A 22,624-nucleotide genomic window follows, 5' to 3' on the forward strand; every position below is an offset into this window, starting at 1 on the left:
GTCACGGCTTACCGAAATCGCCGGTCACGACTTAGCGAAAGCCTTCCCCTTCGTTGCGCATGACCTGATGCGCCGCCATCCTCGACCGATTTCGGGAGAGGAAGATGGCGGCGCCGCGAGTAGCCATGCGAAACATCAAAGAATGTCTGCGCCTCAAGTTTGAGGCCGGCTTGTCCCACGAGAAGATTGCCCGTGCCTTGCAGCTGTCCAAGGGCGTGGTTAGCAAGTACATCGCGGCGGCGCGGGTGGCCGGGCTGGACTGGCCGGCGCTGGTGGCCATGGACGAGGCCGCGCTGGCGGCCGCCTTGTTTGCACCGACGTCGACGAACAAGCCGCGCGGTGAGCGAGTGCTGCCCGATGTGCTGAGCATCCACCGCGAGTTGCGACGCAAGGGCGTGACCTTGCAGCTGCTGTGGGAGGAATATCTCGCCGCGCATGCGGGCCAGCCGACCTACCGCTACACCCAGTTCGTCGAGCACTACCGGCGCTACGCCCAGACGCTCAAACGTTCGATGCGTCAGCTGCACCGTGCGGGCGAGAAGCTATTCATCGACTATGCCGGGCCGACGCTGCCGGTGGTCGACCCGGCCACCGGCGAAGTGCGCCGGGCGCACATCTTCGTCGCCGCCCTGGGCGCCTCGAATTACACCTATGCCTGCGCGACGCCAGGCGAAACCCAGGTGGACTGGCTGACCTCGCTGGGCCAGGCTCTGACCTACTTTGGCGGCGTGCCGGAAATGGTTGTGCCGGACAATCCGCGCGCCCTGGTCGCCCAGCCGGATCGCTACGAGCCGGGCCTGAACCGGGCCACGCTGGAGTGCGCGCGTCATTACCAGACGGTGATCCTGCCGGCACGGCCACGCAAGCCTCAGGACAAGGCCAAGGCCGAGGTGGCGGTGCAGGTGGTCGAGCGCTGGATCATGGCGCGGCTGCGCCATCGGCAGTTCTTCAGCCTGCATGCGCTTAACCAGGCCATCGCCGAGCTGCTGGAGGATCTGAATCGGCGCCCGTTCAAGCGGCTCGATGGCTGCCGGCGCGACTGGTTCGAGCGCCTGGATCGCCCGGCCTTGCGAGCGCTGCCGGTGCATCCCTACGAGGTCGCCACCTTCAAGCGCTGCAAGGTCAGCATCGACTACCACATCGAGGTCAATGGCAGCTTCTACAGCGTGCCCTCCGCCCTGGCCCGGCAGAACGTGGACGTGCGACTGACGGCACACACCCTGGAAGTGCTGCATGGCAACCGGCGGGTGGCCAGCCACCTGCTGCTGGGGCGACGCGGCGCTTACAGTACCCAGCGCGAGCACATGCCCGCGGCGCACCAGGCGCATCGCGAATGGACGCCACAACGCCTGCTCGACTGGGGCGCGCGGATCGGCCCCTACACGCGCCAACTGATCGATCACCAACTGACCCACAAGCCGCACCCGGAGATGGGCTACCGCGCCTGCCTCGGCCTGCTCTCGCTGGCCCGGCGCTATGGCAATGCACGCCTGGAAGCCGCTGCCGAACGTGCCGTACACCTGCGCGCCTTCACCGGGCGCAGCGTGCGCAACCTGCTCCAGCAAGGCCTGGATCAACAGCCGCTGCCCCAGCGTGCCGCCGAAACGACCTTACCCGGCGACCACGAGAACGTCCGTGGCGCCGACTACTACCAACCCCCGCAACAGGAGCTGTTCGATGATGCCGCAACACACCCTGAATCAACTGCACCAGCTACGCCTGGACGGCATGGCCCGCGCCCTGGAAGAGCAATGGACGCTGCCGGCCAGCCACAGCCTGAGCTTCGATGAACGCCTCGGCCTACTGCTCGACCGCGAACTGGCCTGGCGTGACAACCAGCGCCTGGTACGGCTGCGCAAGAAGGCCAAGCTCAAGTACGCCAACGCCTGCCTGGAAGATCTCGACCGCCGCACCGGACGCGCCCTGGACGAGCGTCTGATCGCCACCCTGGCCAGTGGCGACTGGATCCGCCAGCAGCACAACCTGCTGCTGACCGGCCCGACCGGTGCCGGCAAAACCTGGCTGGCCTGCGCCCTGGGCAACCAGGCCTGCCGCCAGGGCTATAGCACCCTGTACCTGCGCACCCCGCGCCTGCTGGAACAACTGCGCATCGCTCATGGCGACGGCAGCTTCGGCCGTACCCTGCAACAGCTGGCAAAGGTCGACGTCCTGGTGCTGGACGACTGGGCGCTAGCCCCGCTGGAGGAAGGAGCCCGGCATGACCTGCTGGAGGTGATCGACGACCGCGCTGGCAGCCGCTCCACCATCCTGACGAGCCAACTGCCCATCGAGCACTGGCACGGCTGGATCAACGACCCGACCCTGGCCGATGCCATCCTCGACCGCCTGGTGCACAACGCCTACCGACTGACGATGAAAGGCGAGTCGCTGCGCCGAAAAAAAGCCGAGGAACAAGCCGCATCGTGACCGATGCGATTACAATCCAGAACCCGCGCAACCGGGGTGGAAGCACCGGTCACGTATTAGCGAAACGCTCGGTCACGTTCACCGAAATCCGCACGAATCATCGGGTTCCGGTGCTAGAGCATGACGGGTTCGTACTCTGGGAGTCATATGCAATCATGCAGTACTTGGCGGATATGGTTGCTGATCAAACAATTTATCCCATCAGCCCACGGAGTCGCGCGGATATCAATCGCTGGCTGTTCTGGTGTGGGCAATATTTCATGCCGGGTGTGGCGATACTGAATTGGGAAAACTCGATCAAAAAAATGATCGGGATCGGCCCGGCGGATCCGCTTGAGGTGGCTCGTGGCGAGAGCCTTTTCCTCGATGCAGCGAAGATCCTTGATGAACACCTTGGAGATCGCGAGTGGATTTGCGACACCGGTTTGTCACTGGCCGATCTCGCGATTGCCGCCCCCTTAGCTGACCAACACAGCGCCAAACTACCAATGGAAGGTCGGCCCAACCTCCAGCGATGGCTAAAGCAGGTTCAGGCGCTCGACTCCTGGAAAAAGACGCAGGCAGATGTTCAGTAACGAAAGAGTGGAAGCTCCCACGAGTCCCCCACTCGCAGCGAACTTAGCCTTTTAAAACAATTGCTCCGAATAAAAACATTGAGACGGGCTTGTTGGGAATTCCAAAACTTTTCCTCAGATGAAAATCGGAATAACTAAGGGGCGTAGTTTGGTGGCCATCTCTATTGGCGCTGATTGGAAACTGGAGCGCTCTGATGAAGTCTATGGTCACAGTGGTATTCAGTTAGGCAGGTGAGATCGCCAGACGCTCAGGTGTTTCACCGTCAGCCTCGAACAACAAAACCCGCCAATGCGGGTTTTGTTGTTTGAGGCGAAGGCGTTGATCAGAAGTCGTAACGCACGTTCGCACTGAAGGTGTCGGCGTCGAAACCATTGCTGGTCAAGTAGTTGTATGTGCCTCCCACGCTCCACGCGCCCACTCGGTAGTTCGCGCCCACGCCTAGCTCGTAGCTGTCGCGCGCCGGTGTGGCGCCTCGAGTGGTGAATGGGGTGCCACCGAGCACGAAGGTGGAGGTGGTACCGACCTTGTCGCCGATGAAGTCATGCCATGCCATCAGCTTGGCTTCCGGTTCCAGGCTGCCCACGCCTACGTCAAACGCGGCCGCCAGGCGAGCGCCCAGGCCCATTTCGCCGATTTCATAGCGCTGGCTGCCTACGTTGAGGGCGACTGAGCTACCTTTTTCACGATACGAATCCATCGATACATTGGCATAGCGCGCACCAATCTGTGGTTCCAGCAGCCACTGCTTGTCGAGCTGGAACGTGTAGCCTGCCAGTGCGTTGACGCCGAAGATCTCGCTGTCGTAGTCGGCCTTGGCCCGTGTACCGGCGATATAGCGTTTGGATTCGTTTTCATTCCAGCCATACATCAGCGAGGTGTCGACAAAGAAGTTGTCACGGGCCCAGTTGCCGTACAGGGTCAGCGCATGGCCGCTGACGTCGGTTTTGTTGCCCAGGTCGGATTTGACGTCGCTGGTCAGGTAGCTGTAAGCCAGGCCCACGGTGGTATCGGCGTTGAGCTTGCCGTCGGCACCCACGGCTATGCCGTTGGTGTTGGCGTCGTAGCCGTCGATGCCGTGACGACTGTCCTGCTCGGCATCGCTGGACAGCGCTTGTATCCATACGCCTTTTTCTGCAAGGACGTCACCGGAGGACAGTCCGCTGCGAGCTTTGCTTGCGCGGCGATTGATGGCGCTCGTGACCAAATTTTGGCTGTTGGTGGCAGCGTTGATTACCCCACGGTGGACATCTGGGATTAGGGTTTCGGCAAGTTTGGCCAGCTCTTCACGGGTGGCGGCGTTGGCGAAACGCTGGAATACCGGGTCGCTTTCGTCCATTTGGCCCATGATCGTGTTCTTGAACGGCTTGATAGCGTTCACCGCATTGCGCGAACCACGGGCACCTAGCAGATCTTGCGTGATCACCTCATCATTGCGGGTGGCAACCAGTGCTTTCACGTCCTGGCCTTCAATACCGAAGTTCTTCACCTCAAGCAGTGCCGAGGAGGAAACCACGGACAGGTTCTGCGGATCTTCCCAAGTGCCAGAGTTGATGAGGGTGTAGCGGGTGCCCTGGGCCGATGTGCGGAAGTCGTCGGAGCGAGCCTGCAGTTCGATCTGGCTGCCTGGAAAGAAGAAGGTATTGCCGGTGACTTTCAAGATCGGCGTGTTGGGCAGCGTGTTGTTATCCAGTAGCAGGCGCAAGCGAGCAGTTTCGCTATCCATGTCGAGGTCGCCCACAATCGTGGTCTGCGGGCGGAGCAGAGTTAGGCGGCCACCGTCGATGTCGACGAAACTGGTGCGGATGGTCGAGCCATCGAACATCGCGTTTCCTCGCACCAGCACGCTACTCAGGCCCAGCAGGTCACCCTTTACTTGCCCCCCTTGCCAGTAAAAATACGAAGGCGATGCATTGTCGTTCGCTAGAATTGCTGCGGTACCGCCTTGGATCAGGCCACCTGTCTGCGTGATGGTGAAGAGGTTAACGCCGCTGGATGTGTCGAGGCTTACAAAGTGGATGCCTACCCCTTCGGCTGAGATAGTCCCGCTATTGTTGACATTAGTCTTGATGGGAGTGCCCGTGCCTTGACCGGTAAAGCGGGCGTTTTCAATCTCAATACCTGCAGAGTCGGTGCCGTTAGCGGTGATAGTGCCCGAGTTATTGATGCGCGCCAGGGCCGAGGTGATCATCATGCCATTGGCATCCTCGCCAGTTACCGTGATGTTGCCGTTGTTGCTGACTTCACCAGTGATATTCGCCAGATACAGATCCAGCCCCATGGCACCGGTGCCGCTCACCGTAATATCACCATGATTGACCAGACCGCCAGCAACGGTGGAGCTACGGATCATGGCGATGGCGGACGGTATGTCACTGGGGTTCGCGGCCGTCAGGTTGATTGTGCCCTGATTGACCAAGCTACCCGCCAGCGTCACGTTGGTTAGCTTCACACCCGCGTTCTGAGATGTTCCGCTAAAGGTGGCGTTGTTGAAAACATCGCCGGAGCTGACGTATGGGCCGGCGCTTAGGTCGTAGTTCAGGTCAGGTGCGGCATGGACTGTGGCAGTGGCAGTCGCGACGGACAGCGCCAACAACGAGCGGCGCAGGTGTGAAATGTTCAAGGCAGTATCCTTACAGGGCAGAAACTGACAGGGGAAAACGTGCGCGTCAGCGTCTGTTTTTCGGCATCCCTGCCAGCTTGTCAGTGATGTTCTGATTCAAGCGCGCCCGAATTTACACGATGCTGGTTGGGAAATTCATCACGAAAATAGTTGATGCCGAAAAAAGCATAAAAATGCGAAGTTTCAGTTTTTTCTGAAGCTTTACTGGATTATTCAGCAGTAATCGAAACTTTAGAGTCGCTATTGCGATCGCCTGCGGGTCAGGTACTAAATGTAAGGGCATCTTCGGATGTTTTAAGCGGAAGTGCCTGTACTTAATCTAAGGATTCTCATGTGCCATCGGAGTTTTGCTCCATCGACTCCATGTCGCTTCCCATCCTCTGTCGTGGCTTACTTCTGGTATATGAACGCTCTGGGAGAGGGGCGAATCAAGCGCCTCTTGGTACTTATCAGCTAAATTACCCGGAATGATCAAGTCAGCGTCTCCGATGAAATGACGCTGGGGTAATAAGGCGAGTCGATTGCGGTAGTCCAGCGGCTCCAATGATCCGTCGAGTGGCGACAGCCCTTTCATCGCGGCCCACATACGTGGACTGAGATTGCCGGCTATGGTTTGCACTTGGGTAACATCGTTGCGCTGCACCGCTAACAATAATGCGAGAGTAGCGCCCCCAGAATACCCCACTAGCTCGAACTCACTGTTGCCATATCGCTGTTTTAATTGGTCCAGCGCCTGATTGAGACGGTCGAGTACTTCCTGAGAAAATCGTCGATGGGTCCAGAGTGTTGTTTGACACGCTGTGACCATGACGAACTGACAGGGGCGTGCGAGGTACACGTTCGGCGTCGGATCGTCGACCGCCAGCCGTGGCACTAACAGATTGTGCGGGCTCGGATCCAGGCTGGGTTGAGTGGTCGTCGCCCAGGAATGCCCATCGCCTTCCAGATAGATACGCAGGCGAGTTGTTTTTTCTGCACTACGCGGCACAAGGATGAAGAGTGGGAAGGCGTGTCCCGGCAGGACCTCCCATTGTCGATCGTGTTCTTGAGCCAGTCGTTGCAGCGCCTCGCGTGGCGATTGGCAGGCCATGAGAAGTACGCTGACAACCACCCAGCAGGCTTTATGAAGGCGGGCCAATGTCCGACGGCAGGGAGAGCCTTTACTCATCATCTGTCGTAATACGCCATTGGCAATGGCGGCATCGGCAAGTTGTTTATCCGTCATGGTGTTTTCTATGGTCCTGGATGTTTTTTTTGTCTAGAGGCCATTATTTAACGGCTGAAATTTTTTAGTCGATAATGGAGCCGGGATGATCTCTCAGTGGACTGCCCCCCGGTGCCGTAGACATCTCCAGTCCATGTCTCACGTTAGTTAGTCTTGGTTGAAATGGACGAGTAAGTTCTGGCCCGTTAATAAGGCTCCTGATCGCAAGATCAGGGGCCATTTTGTTAAGGGAATTAGGCGGCCCAATGAGGCCGTCATCGTATAGGGATGTTGAGATGAGTGTGTTTGGTAAGTTGCTGCGAACCCTGGGCCTGTCGGCAGAAGCGCCTGAACTGCCGAGCGAGACGGCGCAGCCATTGTCGCGTTTTGATCGTTTTGCCGCGGACAATCGCGAAGCTTTTGCGCTGATCGGCGCCTTGCCGGAGCAGGAGATTGTGGCTGAAGAGCGGCGCCTTGCTGCCGAGGTGACGGACATTCTGCTGTCGCTCAAGCCGCTCATGGTGGAAGGAGTGTCGCGCCTGGAGATTCAGGAACATGTGCTGCAGCAGCTTGATAGCCGGCAGTTACTGCCGGCGCTGGTGGGCTACAAGGGATACCCCGCAGCCGTTCCTGTCTCGGTGAATGCGGAGCTGATCAGTTGCCTGCCTTCGGAGAAACTCTTGCCGGCCAGTGCGTTGGTCAAGGTCGAGGTCGTGGTGTCATCGCGCAAGGGGTATGGGGCGCAGTCCTGGACCTTTGCCACGCCCGACGCCAGCACAGAACAACTGCGTTTGCTGAGCGCTGCCAAGGACGCTCTGGAGCAGGGCTTGCGACAGATGCGCGGTGGTGAGTCGCTGGGGGCCATCGGCAGCGCGATCCAGGAGGTACTGGACGCCCAGGGCTTCAGTGCAGTGGTTGAATACTGCGGTTATGGCATGGGCAGGCAGCGGATCCAGGCGCCTCAGGTATTGGGGTACCGTGTTGCGGGACGTTCCGAACCCATGGTGGCCGGCCAGGTATTGAATGTTCAGGTGTTGGCCAAGGCCGGAAACCCACATGTCCGGGTGATGCCCAATGGCTGGAATGTGGTCGCTCACGATCGGTGCGACGCAGTGGTGGTCAGTGCCATGGCCCGAGTGACGGAAGAGGGGGTTGAGCGTCTCAGCCGGTTTGTCGACTGAAGTCTTTGCGCTGCAAGACAAATGGCGATCGCACCATGGGTGGGTCGCCATTTGTATGTCCAGGTGTTGGAAAACCCGGTTTTTTCGCGCTCGCGCAATACCGGGAAAGACATTGCCCCGTCCAGCCTCCGGGGCGCCGTGTACCTTTGAAGTCGCCACTACTGTTTTGTCCTTGCAGCGAATTATCGCTGAGTGGCATTGATCGGATTGTATTGGGTTGTCGGTTGACAACCTTATGTTCCTGACGATACTGGAGGCTACGGATGGCTCGTGCAATTCATCCCAAGAAGGACATTGAAATGGCCCTGCGCTACGCCGAATGGCAGGGCTGGCGTATCGAGGTTGGCGGTGGTCATGCCTGGGGCCGGATCTACTGCCCGTACAACAACGAAGTGTGTCGCTGTGGCGAGTTCTGCATCACCAGTGTCTGGCGTACGCCGAAGAACCCGACCCAGCACGCCCGGGCGCTATGCCGGGTGATCGACAACTGCACCGTGAACCAGCTGCGTGGGGCCAAGGCACCGGCAGCCCGTCAGGAGTAAGCACCATGGAATACCTGTTCACCCTCAACTACCTGCTGCCGCTTGAGGGCTGTGATCCGCTGCAACTGGTGGAGCGCCTCGGCGCGGCGGGCTGCACCGACGTCCTGGTCGGCACCGGCCTGGCCGGGCGCCTGGCCCTGGAGTTCAGCCGCGAGGCCGAGAGCGCCGAGGCGGCGCTGCTCAGTGCCTTGGGGGATATCAAGCACATCATTCCCGAGGCGCGGCTGGTGGAGGCCAGTCCGGATTTCGTCGGCCTCAGCGAGATCGCCGAGATCGTCGGCGTGTCACGGCAGAACATGCGCAAGCTGATGCTCGGTCACGCCGATAGTTTTCCCCTGGCGATCCATGAGGGCAGCACCTCGTTGTGGCATCTGGCGGAGGTCCTGAGCTGGCTGGACAGCAAGGGCGGCTACCCTCTCAAGCACCCGGTGATCGAGGTAGCGCGGGTGGCGCAGCAGGTGAATGCCGCCAAGGAGTCCAAGCGCATCGGCCCCCTCAGCGGTGAGCTGGTGGCCCTGCTGGGCTGACGGGGCAGGGCTTAGCGCCGGGCCACGTCGGAGAAGTAGAACTTGTCCAGGGTGTGCCGTGATTCGGTGTACTCGAACTGCCGCCCGTCCTGGAGAAAGGTCTGGTTGCTCACCACGATCACATGGCTCTGGCCGTCCAGGTCGAGCAGTTGCTGGTCGTCCTTGCTCCGTGGGCTGGCCTCGATGGTGCGCTGGGCATAGCTGATGTTCAGTTGCAGGGTCTGTTCGATGTAGGCGTAGATCGAATGCTCGGCAATCTGCCGGTCCAGCCCCGGAATCAGCTCGGCGACAAAATGGTTGATGTCGAGAATCACCCGCTTGCCGTCTATTCGTCGCACGCGTTTGATCCGTGTGATCAGGCTGCCTTCTTCCGCCTGCAGATGGTTGCGCAGCGCGCCTTGCAGGGGGAACTGGCTGAACTCCACCACCTCGGTGCTGACGTCATCCCCCAGGCGCGGATAGGTTTCCTGGAAGCTGACGATGCCGCCCAGCTGGAACTCGATGGGATTGGGCGAGAGCACGAAGGTGCCCTTGCCATGGATCTTCTGCGCGAAACCGCGCTCCTGCAGCAATTCGATGGCCTTGCGCACGGTGCCACGGCTGGCTTGGTAGCTGTCCATCAGTTCGCTTTCCGAAGGCAGGCGGGCGCCGCGCTCCAGGCGTTCGGTGGTGATGCTGGCAAGCAGATCACTGTAGATCTGGTTGTATTTGCTCATGGGATGGCTCTGTGCCGGACTGTGCTCAAGGCAGGCACCTTAAGGGCTGGACGGGGCATTTGTCCATGCGCCCGGATCAGGCTTCCCCAGGCGGAAACAGCCCGGCGCAGGGCGCTGGCGGAAGAAAATTCCAAACTCGTCTGTACGAGTTGTTGATTTAACTCGTACAGACGAGTAATTTGCCCCTCGGCGTGCTGCCAATAACAAAAATCTCAGGTGGAAGAACAAGCATGAGCCACGACTATTCAACGATCGCCAGCGAGTTGCTGCACAGCCTCGGTGGTGCCGACAACCTCGAACAGGCGGCCCACTGCGTGACCCGCCTGCGCCTGGCCCTCAAGGACCCGAGCCTGGTCGACAGCGCCACCCTCAACCAGATCGACCTGGTCAAGGGCTCGTTCTTCACCGGTGGCTTGTTTCAGGTGGTGATCGGTCCCGGCGAGGTGGAAAAGGTCTATGCGGCGTTGCGCCAGCAGACCGGTCTGGCGGCCTCGACCATTGCCGATGTGAAGGACAAGGGCGCCCAGAAGACCCACGCCATGCAGCGTCTGGTGCGGGTGTTCTCCGATGTGTTCATGCCGATCCTGCCGGCGCTGATCATCGCCGGCCTGCTGATGGGGGTGAACAACCTGCTTGGGGCCAAGGGCATGTTCATCGAAGGCAAGACCCTGCTTGAGGCCTACCCGGGTCTCGACGGGCTCTGGAGCCTGATCAACCTGATGGCCAACACTTCCTTCGTGTTCCTCCCGGCCCTGGTGGGCTGGTCGGCGGCCAAGCGCTTTGGCGGCAGCGAGATCCTCGGCATCGTCCTGGGCCTGATGCTGGTCCACCCCGACCTGCTCAACGCCTGGAACTACGGCAAGGCGGTGGCCGGACTGGATGGCCAGAGCCTGCCGTACTTCGACATCTTCGGTCTGTTCCGAATCGAGAAGGTCGGCTACCAGGGGCAGATCCTGCCGATCCTGCTGGCGGCCTATGTGATGAGCGTGATCGAAAAATGGCTGCGGGCCCGAGTGCCCAACGCCATCACCCTGCTGGTGGTGCCCATCACCACCATCGTGGTCACCGGCGTGCTGGCCCTGGCGATCATCGGTCCGGTGACCCGGCACCTGGGAATCCTCATCACCGAAGGCGTGGTCACCCTGTTCGAGCTGGCGCCCATGCTCGGCGGCGCGATCTTCGGCCTGCTCTATGCGCCGCTGGTGATCACCGGCATGCACCACATGTTCCTGGCGGTCGACCTGCAACTGATTGCCACCCAGGGCGGCACCTTCATCTGGCCGATGATCGTCATGTCCAACCTGGCCCAGGGCAGCGCGGCCCTGGCGGTGTTCACCATGAGCCGCAACGCCCGTGACCGCAGCATGGCCTCGACCTCGGCGATTTCCGCCTACTTCGGCATCACCGAACCGGCGATGTTCGGGGTCAACCTGCGCTACAAGTTTCCCTTCTATGCCGCGCTGATCGGCTCGGCCCTGGGCAGCGTGTTCCTGTCGCTGAACAAGGTCCAGGCCTCGGCCATCGGCGTCGGCGGGCTGCCGGGGTTCATCTCGATCATTCCCCAGTACATCCCGATGTTTGTCATCGGCATGGTCATCGCCCTGGTGGTGCCTTTTGTCCTCACCTGCGGCCTGAGCCTGAAGATCATCCGCCCCGGCTACCGAGTGGCCTGACCGGGCCTGCATGCGCCGGCTCGCCGGCGAACGCCCTCGCACTTTCCAAAGGATTCCCCCATGCAAGACTGGCAGCGATCGGTGATCTACCAGATCTACCCGAAGAGTTTTCACAGCCATCAAGGACAGCCCACCGGCGACCTGCTGGGCGTGGTGGACAAGCTCGACTACCTGCACTGGCTGGGGGTCGACTGCCTGTGGCTGACGCCGTTCCTGCGTTCGCCGCAACGGGACAACGGCTATGACATCAGCGACTACTACGCCATCGATCCCAGCTACGGCAGCATGGCTGACTGCGAGTTGCTGATCGCCGAAGCCGGCAAGCGCGGGATCAAGCTGATGCTGGATATCGTGGTCAACCACACCTCCATCGAGCACGCCTGGTTCCAGCAGGCCCGCAGCAGCCTGGACAACCCCTATCGGGATTTCTACATCTGGCGCGATGAGCCCAACAACTGGGAATCCAAGTTCGGCGGCTCCGCCTGGGAGTACGAGGCCCAGACCGGGCAGTACTACCTGCACCTGTTCGATCGCACCCAGGCCGACCTCAACTGGGACAACCCCCAGGTGCGCGCCGAAGTGTTCAAGATGATGCGCTTCTGGCGCGACAAGGGCGTCGGCGGCTTCCGCCTCGACGTGATCAACCTGATCTCCAAGCCGGCGGATTTCCCCGAGGATCAGAGTGACGGCCGTCGCTTCTACACCGACGGCCCCAACGTCCACCCGTACCTGCAGGAGATGCACCGGGAAGTGTTCGCCGGCCACGATCTGGTGAATGTCGGCGAAATGTCCTCCACGTGCCTGGAACACTGCATCCGCTATTCCCATCCGGAGTCGAAGGAGCTGTCGATGACCTTCAACTTCCATCACCTGAAGGTCGACTACCCCAATCAGCAGAAGTGGCTGCGGGCCGATTTCGACTTCCTCGAACTCAAACGCATCCTCTCCGATTGGCAAACCGGCATGCAGGCCGGCGGCGGCTGGAATGCGCTGTTCTGGTGTAACCACGACCAGCCACGGGTGGTTTCGCGCTTTGGCGATGATGGCGAGCATCGGGTGGTGTCGGCGAAGATGCTCGCCACCGCGCTGCACCTGCTCCAGGGCACGCCTTTCGTCTACCAGGGCGAAGAGCTGGGCATGACCAATCCGCATTTCGAGCGCATCGAGCAGTACCGCGATGTCGAGACTCTGAACATCCACCGCCTCAAGCGCGAGGCCGGTGAAGATCCGCAGGCGATCATGGCGGCGATCCAGCAGAAGTCCCGGGATAACGGACGCACGCCAATGCAGTGGCATGCCGGGGTCAATGCCGGTTTCAGCAGCGCCGAGCCCTGGATCGGGATACCGGCCAACGCCGGCCAGATCAATGTCGCAGCCCAGATCGACGACCAGGATTCGGTACTGCATCACTACCGTCGGCTGATCGCCTTGCGCCGCGAGGAGGCGCTGATCCAGCACGGCCTCTATCGCCAGTTGCTGCCCGAGCATCGGCAAGTCTGGGCCTATGTGCGCGAGGGCGAGGGCGAGCGCCTGCTGGTGGTGAACAACTTCTACGGCACGCCGTGCTCGGTCCAATTGCCGGAAGCGGTCATCGACGCCGGCATGCAACAGCGCCTGCTGATCAGTAACTACCCGGACCACGAGCCCCGCAGCCGGCACTTGCACCTGCGGCCCTACGAATCCTTCGTCCTGCACCTGACCCTGTAGGAGCCGGCTTGCCGGCGAACGGGGCAGGGTTTTGCTGGCCCGGCGCATCCGCCGGCCAGCTGGCGCCTACGAATTCGAACAACACAATAAAAATAATGGGTGGCTTATGAGAACAACAATGAATCGCGCTCTGGCGGCGTCCTGCCTGTGCCTGGCCTTGCCCTATCCGGCCCAGGCCCTGGAGTTTGCCGGCTACCTGCGCAGCGGCCTGGGCACCTCGGTCAACAGTGGCCCGCAGTCGTGCTTCCAGTTGCCCGGCGCGCAGTCCAAATACCGCCTGGGCAACGAGTGCGAGCAGTACGCCGAGCTGGAACTGCGTCAGGACCTGTACACCCTGGACGACGGCTCGGTGCTCAGCGTCGACGGCATGGCCTCGCTCTACAACCGCTACGACCGCAACCTGAGCTTCCAGGGCGAAAACGGTTCGGCGCGGATGCCGCAGATGTACGCCCAGTGGTCGAACCTGCCCAGCCTCAATGGCGGCTCGCTGTGGGCCGGGCGCCGTTACTACAAGCGTAACGACATTCATATTTCCGACTTCTATTACTGGAACCAGAGCGCCACTGGCGGCGGGATCGAGGACGTGCGCATTGGCGATCTGAAATACAGCTACGCCTTCTCCCGCAAGGACAACCTCTATCAGAAGCAGGCGGTGAGCCGTCATGACTTCAACGTCGCCGGCTTCCAGACCAATCCCGGCGGTGAGCTGGAACTGGGCCTGAGCTACCTGGAAAAGCCCGATCGCCGGGGCGCCCACAATGGCTGGGCGATCACCACCCAGCATGTGCAGAAGGACTTTCTCGGCGGCAAGAACAAACTCGCCCTGCAATACGGCGAAGGCCCCGGCACCGGCCTGGGCTACACCGGCAACCCGTACCTGGATGACAGCAACAAGAGCTATCGCCTGGTGGAGTTCTTCGACTGGCAGCTGACCCCGCGCTTCGGCGGCCAGGTGGAGGCGGTCTATCAGAAGGACATCCGCCCTGACGGCCAGGATCAGAACTGGATCTCGTTGGGCGTGCGTCCGGCCTACGCCATCACCGAGCAGTTCAAGCTGGTGACCGAGTTCGGCCACGATCAGGTGGAAGCGCCCGGGGGCACCCGCAAACTCAGCAAGTTCACCTTCGCGCCCACCTGGTCACCCAAGGGCCCGGACTTCTGGGCCCGGCCGGAGGTGCGCCTGTACTACACCTATGCCAGCTGGAACGAGGCCGCCAAGCGTGCGGCCAATGAACTGGCGGCCGGTTCCGCGCTGTCCGACAGCGGCGTGTTCGGCAGCGCCCGGCACGGCGCGAACGTCGGCTTGCAGGTCGAGTACTGGTGGAAATAAGCGATGCTGTCGGGGCTCGCGCTCCATCGGCACTTCAAGGAATCAACAGCAGGTGACGTCATGGCCATAACCCAACCCTTGCAATTGCTCGCGCCCCTGTCCGGGGTGCTGCTGCCCCTGGAGCAGGTTCCGGACCCGGTGTTTTCCAGCCGGGTGATCGGTGACGGGCTGTGCATCGACCCGACTTCCCAGACCCTCTGCGCACCGCTGTCCGGGGTGGTCAGCAACCTGCAGCGCAGCGGCCACGCGCTGAGCATCACCGGCGAACAGGGCCAGCAGGTGCTGATGCACATCGGGCTGGACACGGTGAACCTGGCAGGCAAGGGCTTCACCTGCCTGATCGAGGAGGGGCAGCAGGTCACGGCCGGCCAGCCGCTGATCGAGTTCGACGCCGACTACCTGGCCCTGCATGCCCGCAGCCTGCTGACCCTGATGCTGGTGGTCAGTGGCGAGGCGGTGACCGGGCTGGTCAGCGACCGCCTGCTGGTGGTAACAGGGCAGCCGGTGTTGCGGCTCGATCCTGCCGCCGCAGCCGCGCAAACCTCGGAGGCCGCAGGGCAGGCGCTGTTTTCCCAACCGCTGATCCTCGGCAACCCCCAGGGCCTGCATGCGCGCCCGGCGGCGCTGCTGGCCCAGGCCGCCAAGTGCTTTGCCGCGAACATCTGCCTGCATCGGCGCGAGGACTCGGCCAATGCCAAGTCCCTGGTGTCGATCATGGCGTTGCAGACCGTGCAGGGCGATGCCTTGCAGGTCAGCGCCGTGGGCGCGGATGCCGAGCAGGCGATCCAGGCGCTGGTGGAGCTGCTGGCGTCCGGTTGTGGCGAAAAGATCAGCGCCGCGGCAAGCCCCGAGCCGCGGGTCGCGATGGAGGAACCCCTGGATCCGCTGTGGCGAGGCGTTTGCGCGTCTCCGGGTTCGGCATTCGGTCAGGTGCTGCAGGTAGCCGAGCAGCGCCTGCAGATACGCGAAGCGGCAACCAGCCCGCAGCAGGAGCGCGAGTCTCTGCAACAGGCCCTGGGCCAGGCCCGGGAGGCTCTACAGCTGCTGCGGGACAGCGCCAGCGGTGACGCGCAGCAGGAGATCTTCCGGGCTCATCAGGAGCTGCTCGACGACCCGAGCCTGCTGGAACAGGCCCACGCCCTGATCGCCACTGGCAAGAGCGCGGCTTTTGCCTGGAACAGCGCCATCGAAGTCACCGCCGAGTTGTTCAAGGGCCTGGGCAGCAGCCTGCTGGCCGAGCGCGCGGTGGATCTGGCGGATGTTGGCCAGCGGGTGCTCAAGCTGCTGCTCGGGGTGCAGGAGCAAGCCCTGAACCTGCCGGATCAGGCGATCCTGATTGCCGAGCAACTGACCCCGTCGCAGACCGCGAGCCTGGATACGGCCAAGGTGCTGGGTTTTGTCACCGTTGGCGGCGGCGCCACCAGCCATGTGGCGATTCTGGCCCGGGCCCTGGGGCTGCCGGCGATCTGCGGCCTGTCACCTCGGGTGCTATCGCTGGCCAATGGCACCCGGGTCCTGCTGGATGCCGATCGCGGCGAACTGCATACGGACCCGGACCCACAGCGGGTGCAGCAACTGCAGGCCCTGCGTCAGCAGCAACGCCAGCGCCAGCAGCAGGACCTGGCCCAGGCTGCGCATCCGGCGGTGACCCGTGACGGTCATCACCTGGAGGTGACGGCCAACATTGCCTCCCTGGCGGAGGCCGAGCAGGCCATGAGCCTGGGTGGCGAAGGCGTCGGCCTGTTGCGTTCGGAGTTCCTCTACCAGGACCGCAGCCAGGCCCCGAGCCCCGAGGAACAGGCCGCAACCTATCGGGCCATCGCCCAGGCCCTGGGGCCGACGCGCAATCTGGTGGTGCGGACCCTGGACGTGGGTGGCGACAAGCCCCTGGCCTATGTGCCCATGGACCGCGAAGCCAACCCCTTTCTCGGCCTGCGCGGCATCCGCCTGTGCCTGGCGCGTCCCGAACTACTGCGCGAGCAGTTCCGGGCGATGCTCGCCTGCGCCGGGCAGACCCGCCTGCACATCATGCTGCCGATGGTCAGCCAGCTGGCGGAGCTGCGTCAGGCGCGCCAATTGCTCGATGACGAGGTCCAGGCCCTGGGCCTCGCGGAGCGGCCCAAGCTGGGGATCATGATCGAAGTGCCTTCGGCGGCCTTGATGGCGGATCGTTTTGCCCAGGAGGTGGATTTCTTCTCCATCGGCACCAACGACCTGACTCAGTACACCCTGGCCATGGACCGCGATCATCCGCGTCTGGCCGGCCAGGCCGACAGCTTTCACCCGGCGGTGCTGCGCCTGATCGCCCGCACGGTGCAGGCCGCCCACGCCCACGGCAAGTGGGTCGGCGTTTGCGGTGCGCTGGCTTCCGAGCCCCTGGCGGTGCCGCTGTTGCTGGGTCTGGGGGTGGATGAACTGTCGGTGAGCGTGCCGTTGATCCCGGCCATCAAGGCCCGGGTGCGGGAGCTGGACCTGAACCAGTGCCAGGCCCTGGCCGCCCGGATCATCGATCTGGAAGATGCCGCTCAGGTGCGTGAATGCCTGCAACGGCAGCCCATCGCCGCCGACTCACTGGTTCTGGAGAACTGAAGATGTTCGAGAAATTGCAACGGGCGTTCTGGAAGGCCCTGACTCCAGACTTGATCCCTGATCAGCCGAAGGCCCCCAAGGCCAGCGCCAGCCCGCTCAATGCCGCGATGCTGCAGGCCTTGGGCGGCAGCGCCAACATCAAGCACCAGCAACCCCTGGCCCTGACCCGCTTGCGCCTGGAACTGCACGACCCACAGTTGCTCGATGCCAGCGCCCTGCGAATGGCCGGGGTGCCGGCGGTGATGCCCCTGGCCGGTGGCGTGGTGCATCTGCTGCTGGGCTTGCCGGGCTAAAGGGGGCTTTTTCGCCGGCAAGCCGGCTCCTGCCAGAGCGATGCAAGCGCCGGTAGGCGCTGGCTTGCCAGCGAACAGGCCCGTTGCCAGCGTTACCGCCTGCGTCCGGTCGCCGCGCCGGCCTTACTGTTTCTCAACTGCGGGTGTATCGTATTCGCCTTTTGCGGGTCTGGGCCCGCCGCGGATACGTGAGGTAGTTGAGTCCATGTCCTTTACCCGTCGACAAATACTCGGTGGTCTGGCCGGTCTGGTAGTGGTGGGCGTGGGAGCGGGCGGTGCTTCGCGTTACTGGCTGGGGAAAATGGCCGATGCCGAGGCCGGGCACGACTACGAACTGATCGCCGCCCCCCTGGATGTGGAGCTGGTGCCTGGGCACAAGACCGAGGCCTGGGCCTTCGGTCCTTCGGCGCCGGGCACCGAGCTGCGGGTGCGTCAGGGCGAGTGGCTGCGGGTGCGCTTCATCAACCACTTGCCGGTGGCCACCACCATTCACTGGCATGGCATCCGCCTGCCCCTGGAAATGGACGGCGTGCCTTACGTCTCGCAACTACCGGTGCTGCCGGGGGAATACTTCGACTACAAGTTCCGCGTGCCGGATGCCGGCAGCTACTGGTATCACCCCCACGTCAACAGCAGCGAGGAACTGGGGCGCGGCCTGGTGGGCCCGCTGATCGTCGAAGAGCGCGAGCCCACCGGCTTCCAGTACGAACGCACCCTGAGCCTGAAAAGCTGGCACGTGGATGAAGAGGGCGCATTCACGCCCTTCAGCGTCCCGCGGGAAGCGGCGCGGGGCGGCACCGCCGGGCGCCTGTCCACCATCAACGGCGTGTCCCAGGCAGTGATCGACCTGCCGGCGGGGCAGATCACCCGGGTGCGCCTGCTCAACCTCGATAACACCCTGACCTATCGCATCAACATTCCCGATGTCGAAGCGCAGATCTATGCGCTGGATGGCAACCCCATCGAGCCGCGTCCCTTGGGCAAGGAATACTGGCTGGGCCCGGGCATGCGTATCTGCCTGGCGATCAAGGCGCCGGCGGCGGGGCAGGAACTGGCCCTGCGCAACGGGCCGGTGCGCCTGGGCACTTTGCGTTCGGTGGCTAACAACGACGCGCCGACCCAGTGGCCGCCAGCCCTGCCGGCCAACCCGGTGGCCGAGCCGGATCTCGACAACGCCGAGAAGCTCAACTTCAATTTCGAGTGGGTTGGCTCGGTCTCGGTGAATGTGGACAATGGCCAGCCGCCGAGCCTTTGGCAGATCAACGGCCAGGCCTGGGACATCACCGACAAGACCTGCGCCGACCGCCCGATTGCCACCTTGAAAAAGGGCAAGAGCTACATTTTCGAATTGAAGAACATGACTCAGTACCAACACCCGATCCACTTGCACGGCATGAGCTTCAAGGTCATCGCCTCGAACCGCAAGAAGATCACTCCCTACTTCACCGACACCTACCTGCTGGGCAAGAACGAGCGTGCCCGCGTGGCGCTGGTGGCGGATAACCCTGGGGTCTGGATGTTCCACTGCCACGTGATCGACCACATGGAAACCGGCCTGATGGCCGCCATCGAGGTGGCGTGATGCGTCAGATACGCCCGGCGGCGATCATCGACCGTAGCCGTGACCAGGACTTCATGCGCGAAGCCCTGGCCCTGGCCGCCCAGGGCGCGGCCCTGGGGGAAGTGCCGGTGGGCGCGGTGCTGGTATTGGATGGCCAGATCATCGGCCGCGGTTACAACTGCCCGATCAGCGGCAGCGACCCCAGCGCCCACGCCGAGATGGTGGCGATCCGTGCGGCGGCCCAGGCGGTGAGCAATTACCGGCTGCCCGGCAGCACCCTGTACGTGACCCTGGAACCTTGCAGCATGTGCGCCGGTTTGATCGTCCACTCGCGCATTGCCCGTGTGGTGTACGGCGCCCTGGAACCCAAGGCGGGCATCGTGCAGAGCCAGGGCCAGTTCTTCACCCAGGGGTTTCTCAATCATCGGGTGCTGTACGAGGGCGGGGTGCTGGCCGAAGAGTGCGGCACGGTGTTGAGCGAATTCTTCAAGGCGCGTCGAGCGCGCTGATCGCAAACGCGTCTGTGGTTTTCGCGAGCAAGCTCGCTCCTACCAAAACCGTAGGAGCCGGCTTGCCGGCGAATAGACCCTTGAGCCTTGTGTCGCTCTGGCGGGCGCCTTCGCTGGCAAGCGGAACGCCGCCCGGCCAGCTCCTACGGGCGAGGGCGGGGTTATTTTCTGGCGACAATCACTGCGCGCATCGGCGCCGGCAAGCCTTCGATGGTCTTGCTGTGATCGTTGGGGTCGAGGAAGTCGCTCAGCGACTGGTACTTCATCCATTCGGTGCTGCGCTGTTCCTCGACGCTGGTCACGCTGACATCCACGCAACGCACATCGCTGAACCCGGCGCGTCGCAGCCACAGCTCCAGAGCCGGCACCGAGGGTAGGAACCACACGTTGCGCATCTGCGCATAGCGGTCTTCCGGCACCAGCACCTGATGCTGATCGCCTTCTACCACCAGGGTTTCCAGCACCAGTTCGCCGCCCTTGACCAGGCAGTCCTTGAGCGCCAGCAGATGCTCGATGGGCGAACGCCGGTGGTAGAACACCCCCATGGAAAACACCGTGTCGAAGCCTTCCAGGTTGGCCGGCAGGTCTTCGAAGGGGAACGGCAGATGCCACACCGACGGCTCTGACAGATAGCGCTGCACAGCCTGGAACTGGCAGAAGAACAGCCAGTTGGGGTCCACGCCGATCACGCTGTGGGCGCCGGCGCCGAGCATGCGCCACATGTAGTAGCCATTGCCGCAGCCGACATCGAGGATGCGTTTGCCTTCAAGGTTCAGGTGCGGCGCGACCCGCGACCATTTCCAGTCCGAACGCCATTCGGTGTCCACGTGCACGCCGAACAGGTCGAAGGGCCCCTTGCGCCAGGGCGACAGGCCCATCAGCGCGCTGCGCATCTGCGCCCGAGTGGCGTCGTCGCAGTCGGTGTCCAGGCGCAGGCCGTTGACCAGGTCGACTTCGCTGGGCTGGATCTTCGGCAATGCGTCCAGGGCGCTCTGCCAGCGTTCAAGGTCGCCATGGCCCTTTTCCATCTTGGCATCGAGCTGGGCTTGCAGACCGGCGGCCCAGGCGGCCAGGGGCGTGCCCGCCAGACGGCGGGCGAGGGGGGACAGATCAATCATGGCAGGGCAATCAACGAGGCAAAGTTAAGACACTGGAACCACGGCACGACTTTCGAGAACCCGGCGGCCAGCAGGCGTTCGCGGTGTTCTTCGAGGCTGTCGGGCTTCATGACGTTTTCGATGGCGCTGCGCTTCTGGGCAATTTCCAGTTCGCTGTAGCCGTTGGCGCGCTTGAAGGCGATGTGCAGGTCGGTGAGCAGGGCGTGTTCCTCGGCATCGTTGAAGCGCAGCTTCTCCGAGAGGATCAGCGCACCGCCGGGCAGCAACGACTGGCGGATGCGCCCGAGCAGGGCCAGGCGCTGCTCCGGGGCGATGAACTGCAGGGTGAAGTTCAGCGCCACCACCGAGGCCGGCTGGAACTCCAGGGCCAGGATGTCGCCTTCGACCACCTGCACCGGCAGCAGCTCCTGGAACATCGAATCCTGGCCGTTGAGGTATTCCCGGCAGCGCTCGACCATGGCCGCCGAATTGTCCACGGCGATCACTCGGCAACCGTCCGTGCGTACATGGCGGCGCAGGGCCTGGGTCACCGCGCCGAGGGACGCGCCCAGGTCATAGAGCACGCTGTTGGGCTGGGCGAATTGCGCCGCCAGCACCCCGAGGTTCTCGACAATGGTCGGGTAACCCGGCACCGAGCGCTTGATCATGTCCGGGAACACCCGCACCACATCCTCGTTGAAGGCGAAGTCGGGCACCTGGGCCAGGGGCTGGGCGAATAGGCGGTCGGGTTCTTTGCTCACGGCGGTTCCGGCGATGGCGATAAAAAAGAGGGCGGCATTGTAGCCGCTGCCGCAGGCTGCGATAAGGCCTGCGGGACCTTCAGGGGGGCAAGGGCGACACAAGGTGTGATGCTGTTCGCCGGCAAGCCGGCTCCTACAGATTGTCGGGGCCGGCCTGCCGATGGAAGGCGGGTCAGCGCGGCTTCTGGCTGAATGCCGAGGCGGCGATGCCCCACTGGCCCAGCCAGTAGAAAATTATGATCAGGTAGGGCGCGGCATCGAAGGCCAGCACGAAGCGGCTGATACCGATCAGGCTGTCGGAGAAGGCGAAGCTCAGGGCCCCCGCCGCGGCCAGCGCCGCCGAGGGTTTGGGCACCGCTGAACCTAGGCGCGCCAGGGCCCGCCAGAGCATGGCGCTGATAGTCAGGGCGTAGACGATCACCGGGACCAGCAACGGGCCCAGGCCGTGCTCGATCAGGATCGCCAGCAACACCCCGCCGATGGCCAGTGCCACCGCCAGCGGCAAGAGCGCCGGGCGTCGGCAGTCGCTGAGGTAAGCCTTGAGGTAGGCCAGGTGGGCCACCAGGAAGGCCCCGAGGCCGAACACGAACAGGTCCGAAGGCCAGGCCAGCAGCACGTCACCCAGCACCGAGAACAGCAGGCCGAGGATGATCCAGCGGCGGTAGTCTCCGGGCGGCGCATCGTGCAGCCAGCCCAGCAGGGCCAGTACCGGCAGCGGCTTGACCAGCAGGCACAGCAGCGTGGCATGCACGCTGACCCCGTAGATGAAGGTGGCGGCGCCCATCAGGGCCAGGATCAGCCAGCCCATGTCAGTTCACCGTGATCGAGCAGTCGAAGGCTTTCACTGGCGCCTCTTCCGGAGCCCAGGGTTGCTGGTAGGTCAGCAACAGCCGGCCCTGGCCCGTGGCGAAGGCCTGGAAGCGCCAGGTCGACTGTCCGCCGCTGCCCACCAGCCCGGTGTCCTCGGGGTTGCTGTAGACCTCGGGGCTGACCTTGCGCAGGACGCCGCCAGCCGAATCCTGGATCGCCCAGCGATAGCCGGTGGTGGGGTTGCTGGGCAGGGTCAGGGTCAGGGTTTGCCCGGTGTGCAGTTGCAGGGGGCATTGGTTCGAGTTTTCCACGCTGACGTTTTGCTTGGGTTGGCTGGCGCAGGCGCCAAGCAGGGCGAGGCTGAGCAGGGCGAGCAGGCGGGGTACGGACATGGGTCAGGAAGCTCCGATCATTCATGACGAACGGCGAGCATAACTGAAGATCACGGGCTATGTGGGAGAGGGGGCTGGAGGTTGGCGGTAATGGCCTGTTCGCCGGCAA

The 22,624-nt window shown here is 62.9% G+C and carries 20 protein-coding genes; 13 read left to right on the forward strand and 7 right to left on the reverse strand.

Features of this window, described 5'->3' with window-relative positions; translation table 11 throughout:
* Positions 1–104 precede the first annotated feature (104 nt).
* Genes istA through BLV47_RS05560 form a run of 3 tightly spaced genes read left to right on the forward strand, consistent with a single transcriptional unit; the run spans position 105 to position 3,002 of the window.
* Positions 105–1,790, forward strand: a complete 1,686-nt coding sequence (gene istA / locus BLV47_RS05550) for an IS21 family transposase (protein WP_062838241.1) — start codon at positions 105–107, stop codon at positions 1,788–1,790.
* On the forward strand, positions 1,678–2,427 hold the full coding sequence (gene istB / locus BLV47_RS05555; protein WP_062838242.1) for an IS21-like element IS1474 family helper ATPase IstB: 750 nt from the start codon (positions 1,678–1,680) through the stop codon (positions 2,425–2,427). The genes istA and istB overlap by 113 nt, the downstream gene beginning before the upstream one ends.
* Positions 2,424–3,002, forward strand: a complete 579-nt coding sequence (locus BLV47_RS05560) for a glutathione S-transferase family protein (protein ID WP_244168844.1) — start codon at positions 2,424–2,426, stop codon at positions 3,000–3,002. Before istB ends, BLV47_RS05560 begins: the two co-directional genes overlap by 4 nt.
* 323 nt (positions 3,003–3,325) lie before the next feature.
* Here the strand turns inward: BLV47_RS05560 and BLV47_RS05565 are convergent, their stop codons facing one another.
* A complete protein-coding gene (locus BLV47_RS05565) occupies positions 3,326–5,623 on the reverse strand; it encodes an autotransporter family protein (RefSeq protein WP_092310821.1) in 2,298 nt (765 codons plus the stop codon).
* Between the two features lie 319 nt (positions 5,624–5,942).
* Complete coding sequence (locus BLV47_RS05570; RefSeq protein ID WP_092317055.1) at positions 5,943–6,791, reverse strand: alpha/beta hydrolase; 849 nt, start codon at positions 6,789–6,791, stop codon at positions 5,943–5,945.
* Positions 6,792–7,123: 332 nt separating this feature from the next.
* Here BLV47_RS05570 and BLV47_RS05575 point away from each other — a divergent pair, with 332 nt between their 5' ends.
* The 3 genes from BLV47_RS05575 (at position 7,124) to BLV47_RS05585 (ending at position 9,077) form a co-directional block, all read left to right on the forward strand.
* Positions 7,124–8,008 (forward strand): M24 family metallopeptidase, encoded by an 885-nt coding sequence (locus BLV47_RS05575; protein ID WP_167365625.1) that lies wholly within the window; start codon positions 7,124–7,126, stop codon positions 8,006–8,008.
* Between the two features lie 263 nt (positions 8,009–8,271).
* Positions 8,272–8,550: a hypothetical protein gene (locus tag BLV47_RS05580; protein WP_092310826.1), complete on the forward strand. Its 279-nt coding sequence runs from the start codon at positions 8,272–8,274 to the stop codon at positions 8,548–8,550.
* A gap of 5 nt (positions 8,551–8,555) precedes the next feature.
* On the forward strand, positions 8,556–9,077 hold the full coding sequence (locus tag BLV47_RS05585) for a helix-turn-helix transcriptional regulator (protein WP_092310829.1): 522 nt from the start codon (positions 8,556–8,558) through the stop codon (positions 9,075–9,077).
* Positions 9,078–9,088: 11 nt separating this feature from the next.
* Here the strand turns inward: BLV47_RS05585 and treR are convergent, their stop codons facing one another.
* Complete coding sequence (gene treR / locus BLV47_RS05590) at positions 9,089–9,793, reverse strand: trehalose operon repressor (RefSeq protein WP_092310832.1); 705 nt, start codon at positions 9,791–9,793, stop codon at positions 9,089–9,091.
* A gap of 230 nt (positions 9,794–10,023) precedes the next feature.
* On the opposite strand from treR, the gene treP reads away from it, so the two are divergent.
* The 7 genes from treP to tadA all read left to right on the forward strand — a co-directional run bounded on the left by treP (position 10,024) and on the right by tadA (position 19,455).
* Positions 10,024–11,466 carry a PTS system trehalose-specific EIIBC component gene (treP, locus tag BLV47_RS05595; RefSeq protein ID WP_092310834.1) on the forward strand — a complete coding sequence of 481 codons (1,443 nt, stop codon included), beginning with the start codon at positions 10,024–10,026 and terminating at the stop codon, positions 11,464–11,466.
* A gap of 60 nt (positions 11,467–11,526) precedes the next feature.
* Positions 11,527–13,173, forward strand: coding sequence for an alpha,alpha-phosphotrehalase (treC, locus tag BLV47_RS05600; RefSeq protein ID WP_092310836.1), 1,647 nt, complete (start codon positions 11,527–11,529; stop codon positions 13,171–13,173).
* A 106-nt stretch (positions 13,174–13,279) separates the two neighbouring features.
* Complete coding sequence (locus BLV47_RS05605; RefSeq protein WP_092310838.1) at positions 13,280–14,503, forward strand: maltoporin; 1,224 nt, start codon at positions 13,280–13,282, stop codon at positions 14,501–14,503.
* 60 nt (positions 14,504–14,563) lie between these two features.
* Entirely contained in the window at positions 14,564–17,092 is a 2,529-nt protein-coding gene (gene ptsP, locus BLV47_RS05610; RefSeq protein WP_092310840.1) for a phosphoenolpyruvate--protein phosphotransferase, read from the forward strand.
* 2 nt (positions 17,093–17,094) lie between these two features.
* Positions 17,095–17,385 (forward strand): PTS sugar transporter subunit IIB, encoded by a 291-nt coding sequence (locus tag BLV47_RS05615; protein ID WP_092310842.1) that lies wholly within the window; start codon positions 17,095–17,097, stop codon positions 17,383–17,385.
* Positions 17,386–17,590: 205 nt separating this feature from the next.
* Positions 17,591–18,967: a multicopper oxidase family protein gene (locus BLV47_RS05620; RefSeq protein ID WP_092310844.1), complete on the forward strand. Its 1,377-nt coding sequence runs from the start codon at positions 17,591–17,593 to the stop codon at positions 18,965–18,967.
* Positions 18,967–19,455, forward strand: coding sequence for a tRNA adenosine(34) deaminase TadA (tadA, locus tag BLV47_RS05625; RefSeq protein ID WP_092310846.1), 489 nt, complete (start codon positions 18,967–18,969; stop codon positions 19,453–19,455). Before BLV47_RS05620 ends, tadA begins: the two co-directional genes overlap by 1 nt.
* A 161-nt stretch (positions 19,456–19,616) precedes the next feature.
* Here the strand turns inward: tadA and cmoB are convergent, their stop codons facing one another.
* The 4 genes from cmoB to BLV47_RS05645 all read right to left on the reverse strand — a co-directional run bounded on the left by cmoB (position 19,617) and on the right by BLV47_RS05645 (position 22,515).
* The gene (cmoB, locus tag BLV47_RS05630; protein ID WP_092310848.1) at positions 19,617–20,573 is read right to left on the reverse strand and encodes a tRNA 5-methoxyuridine(34)/uridine 5-oxyacetic acid(34) synthase CmoB; all 957 of its coding nucleotides are present in this window, start codon (positions 20,571–20,573) and stop codon (positions 19,617–19,619) included.
* Entirely contained in the window at positions 20,570–21,313 is a 744-nt protein-coding gene (gene cmoA / locus BLV47_RS05635; RefSeq protein WP_060840854.1) for a carboxy-S-adenosyl-L-methionine synthase CmoA, read from the reverse strand. The genes cmoB and cmoA overlap by 4 nt, the downstream gene beginning before the upstream one ends.
* Before the next feature lie 172 nt (positions 21,314–21,485).
* Entirely contained in the window at positions 21,486–22,121 is a 636-nt protein-coding gene (locus tag BLV47_RS05640; protein ID WP_092310850.1) for a lysoplasmalogenase, read from the reverse strand.
* A 1-nt stretch (position 22,122) separates the two neighbouring features.
* Positions 22,123–22,515 (reverse strand): protease inhibitor I42 family protein, encoded by a 393-nt coding sequence (locus BLV47_RS05645; RefSeq protein ID WP_092310853.1) that lies wholly within the window; start codon positions 22,513–22,515, stop codon positions 22,123–22,125.
* Positions 22,516–22,624: the final 109 nt, after the last annotated feature.

Source organism: Pseudomonas saponiphila (genome assembly GCF_900105185.1).
GTDB classification, from domain to species: Bacteria; Pseudomonadota; Gammaproteobacteria; order Pseudomonadales; family Pseudomonadaceae; genus Aquipseudomonas; species Aquipseudomonas saponiphila.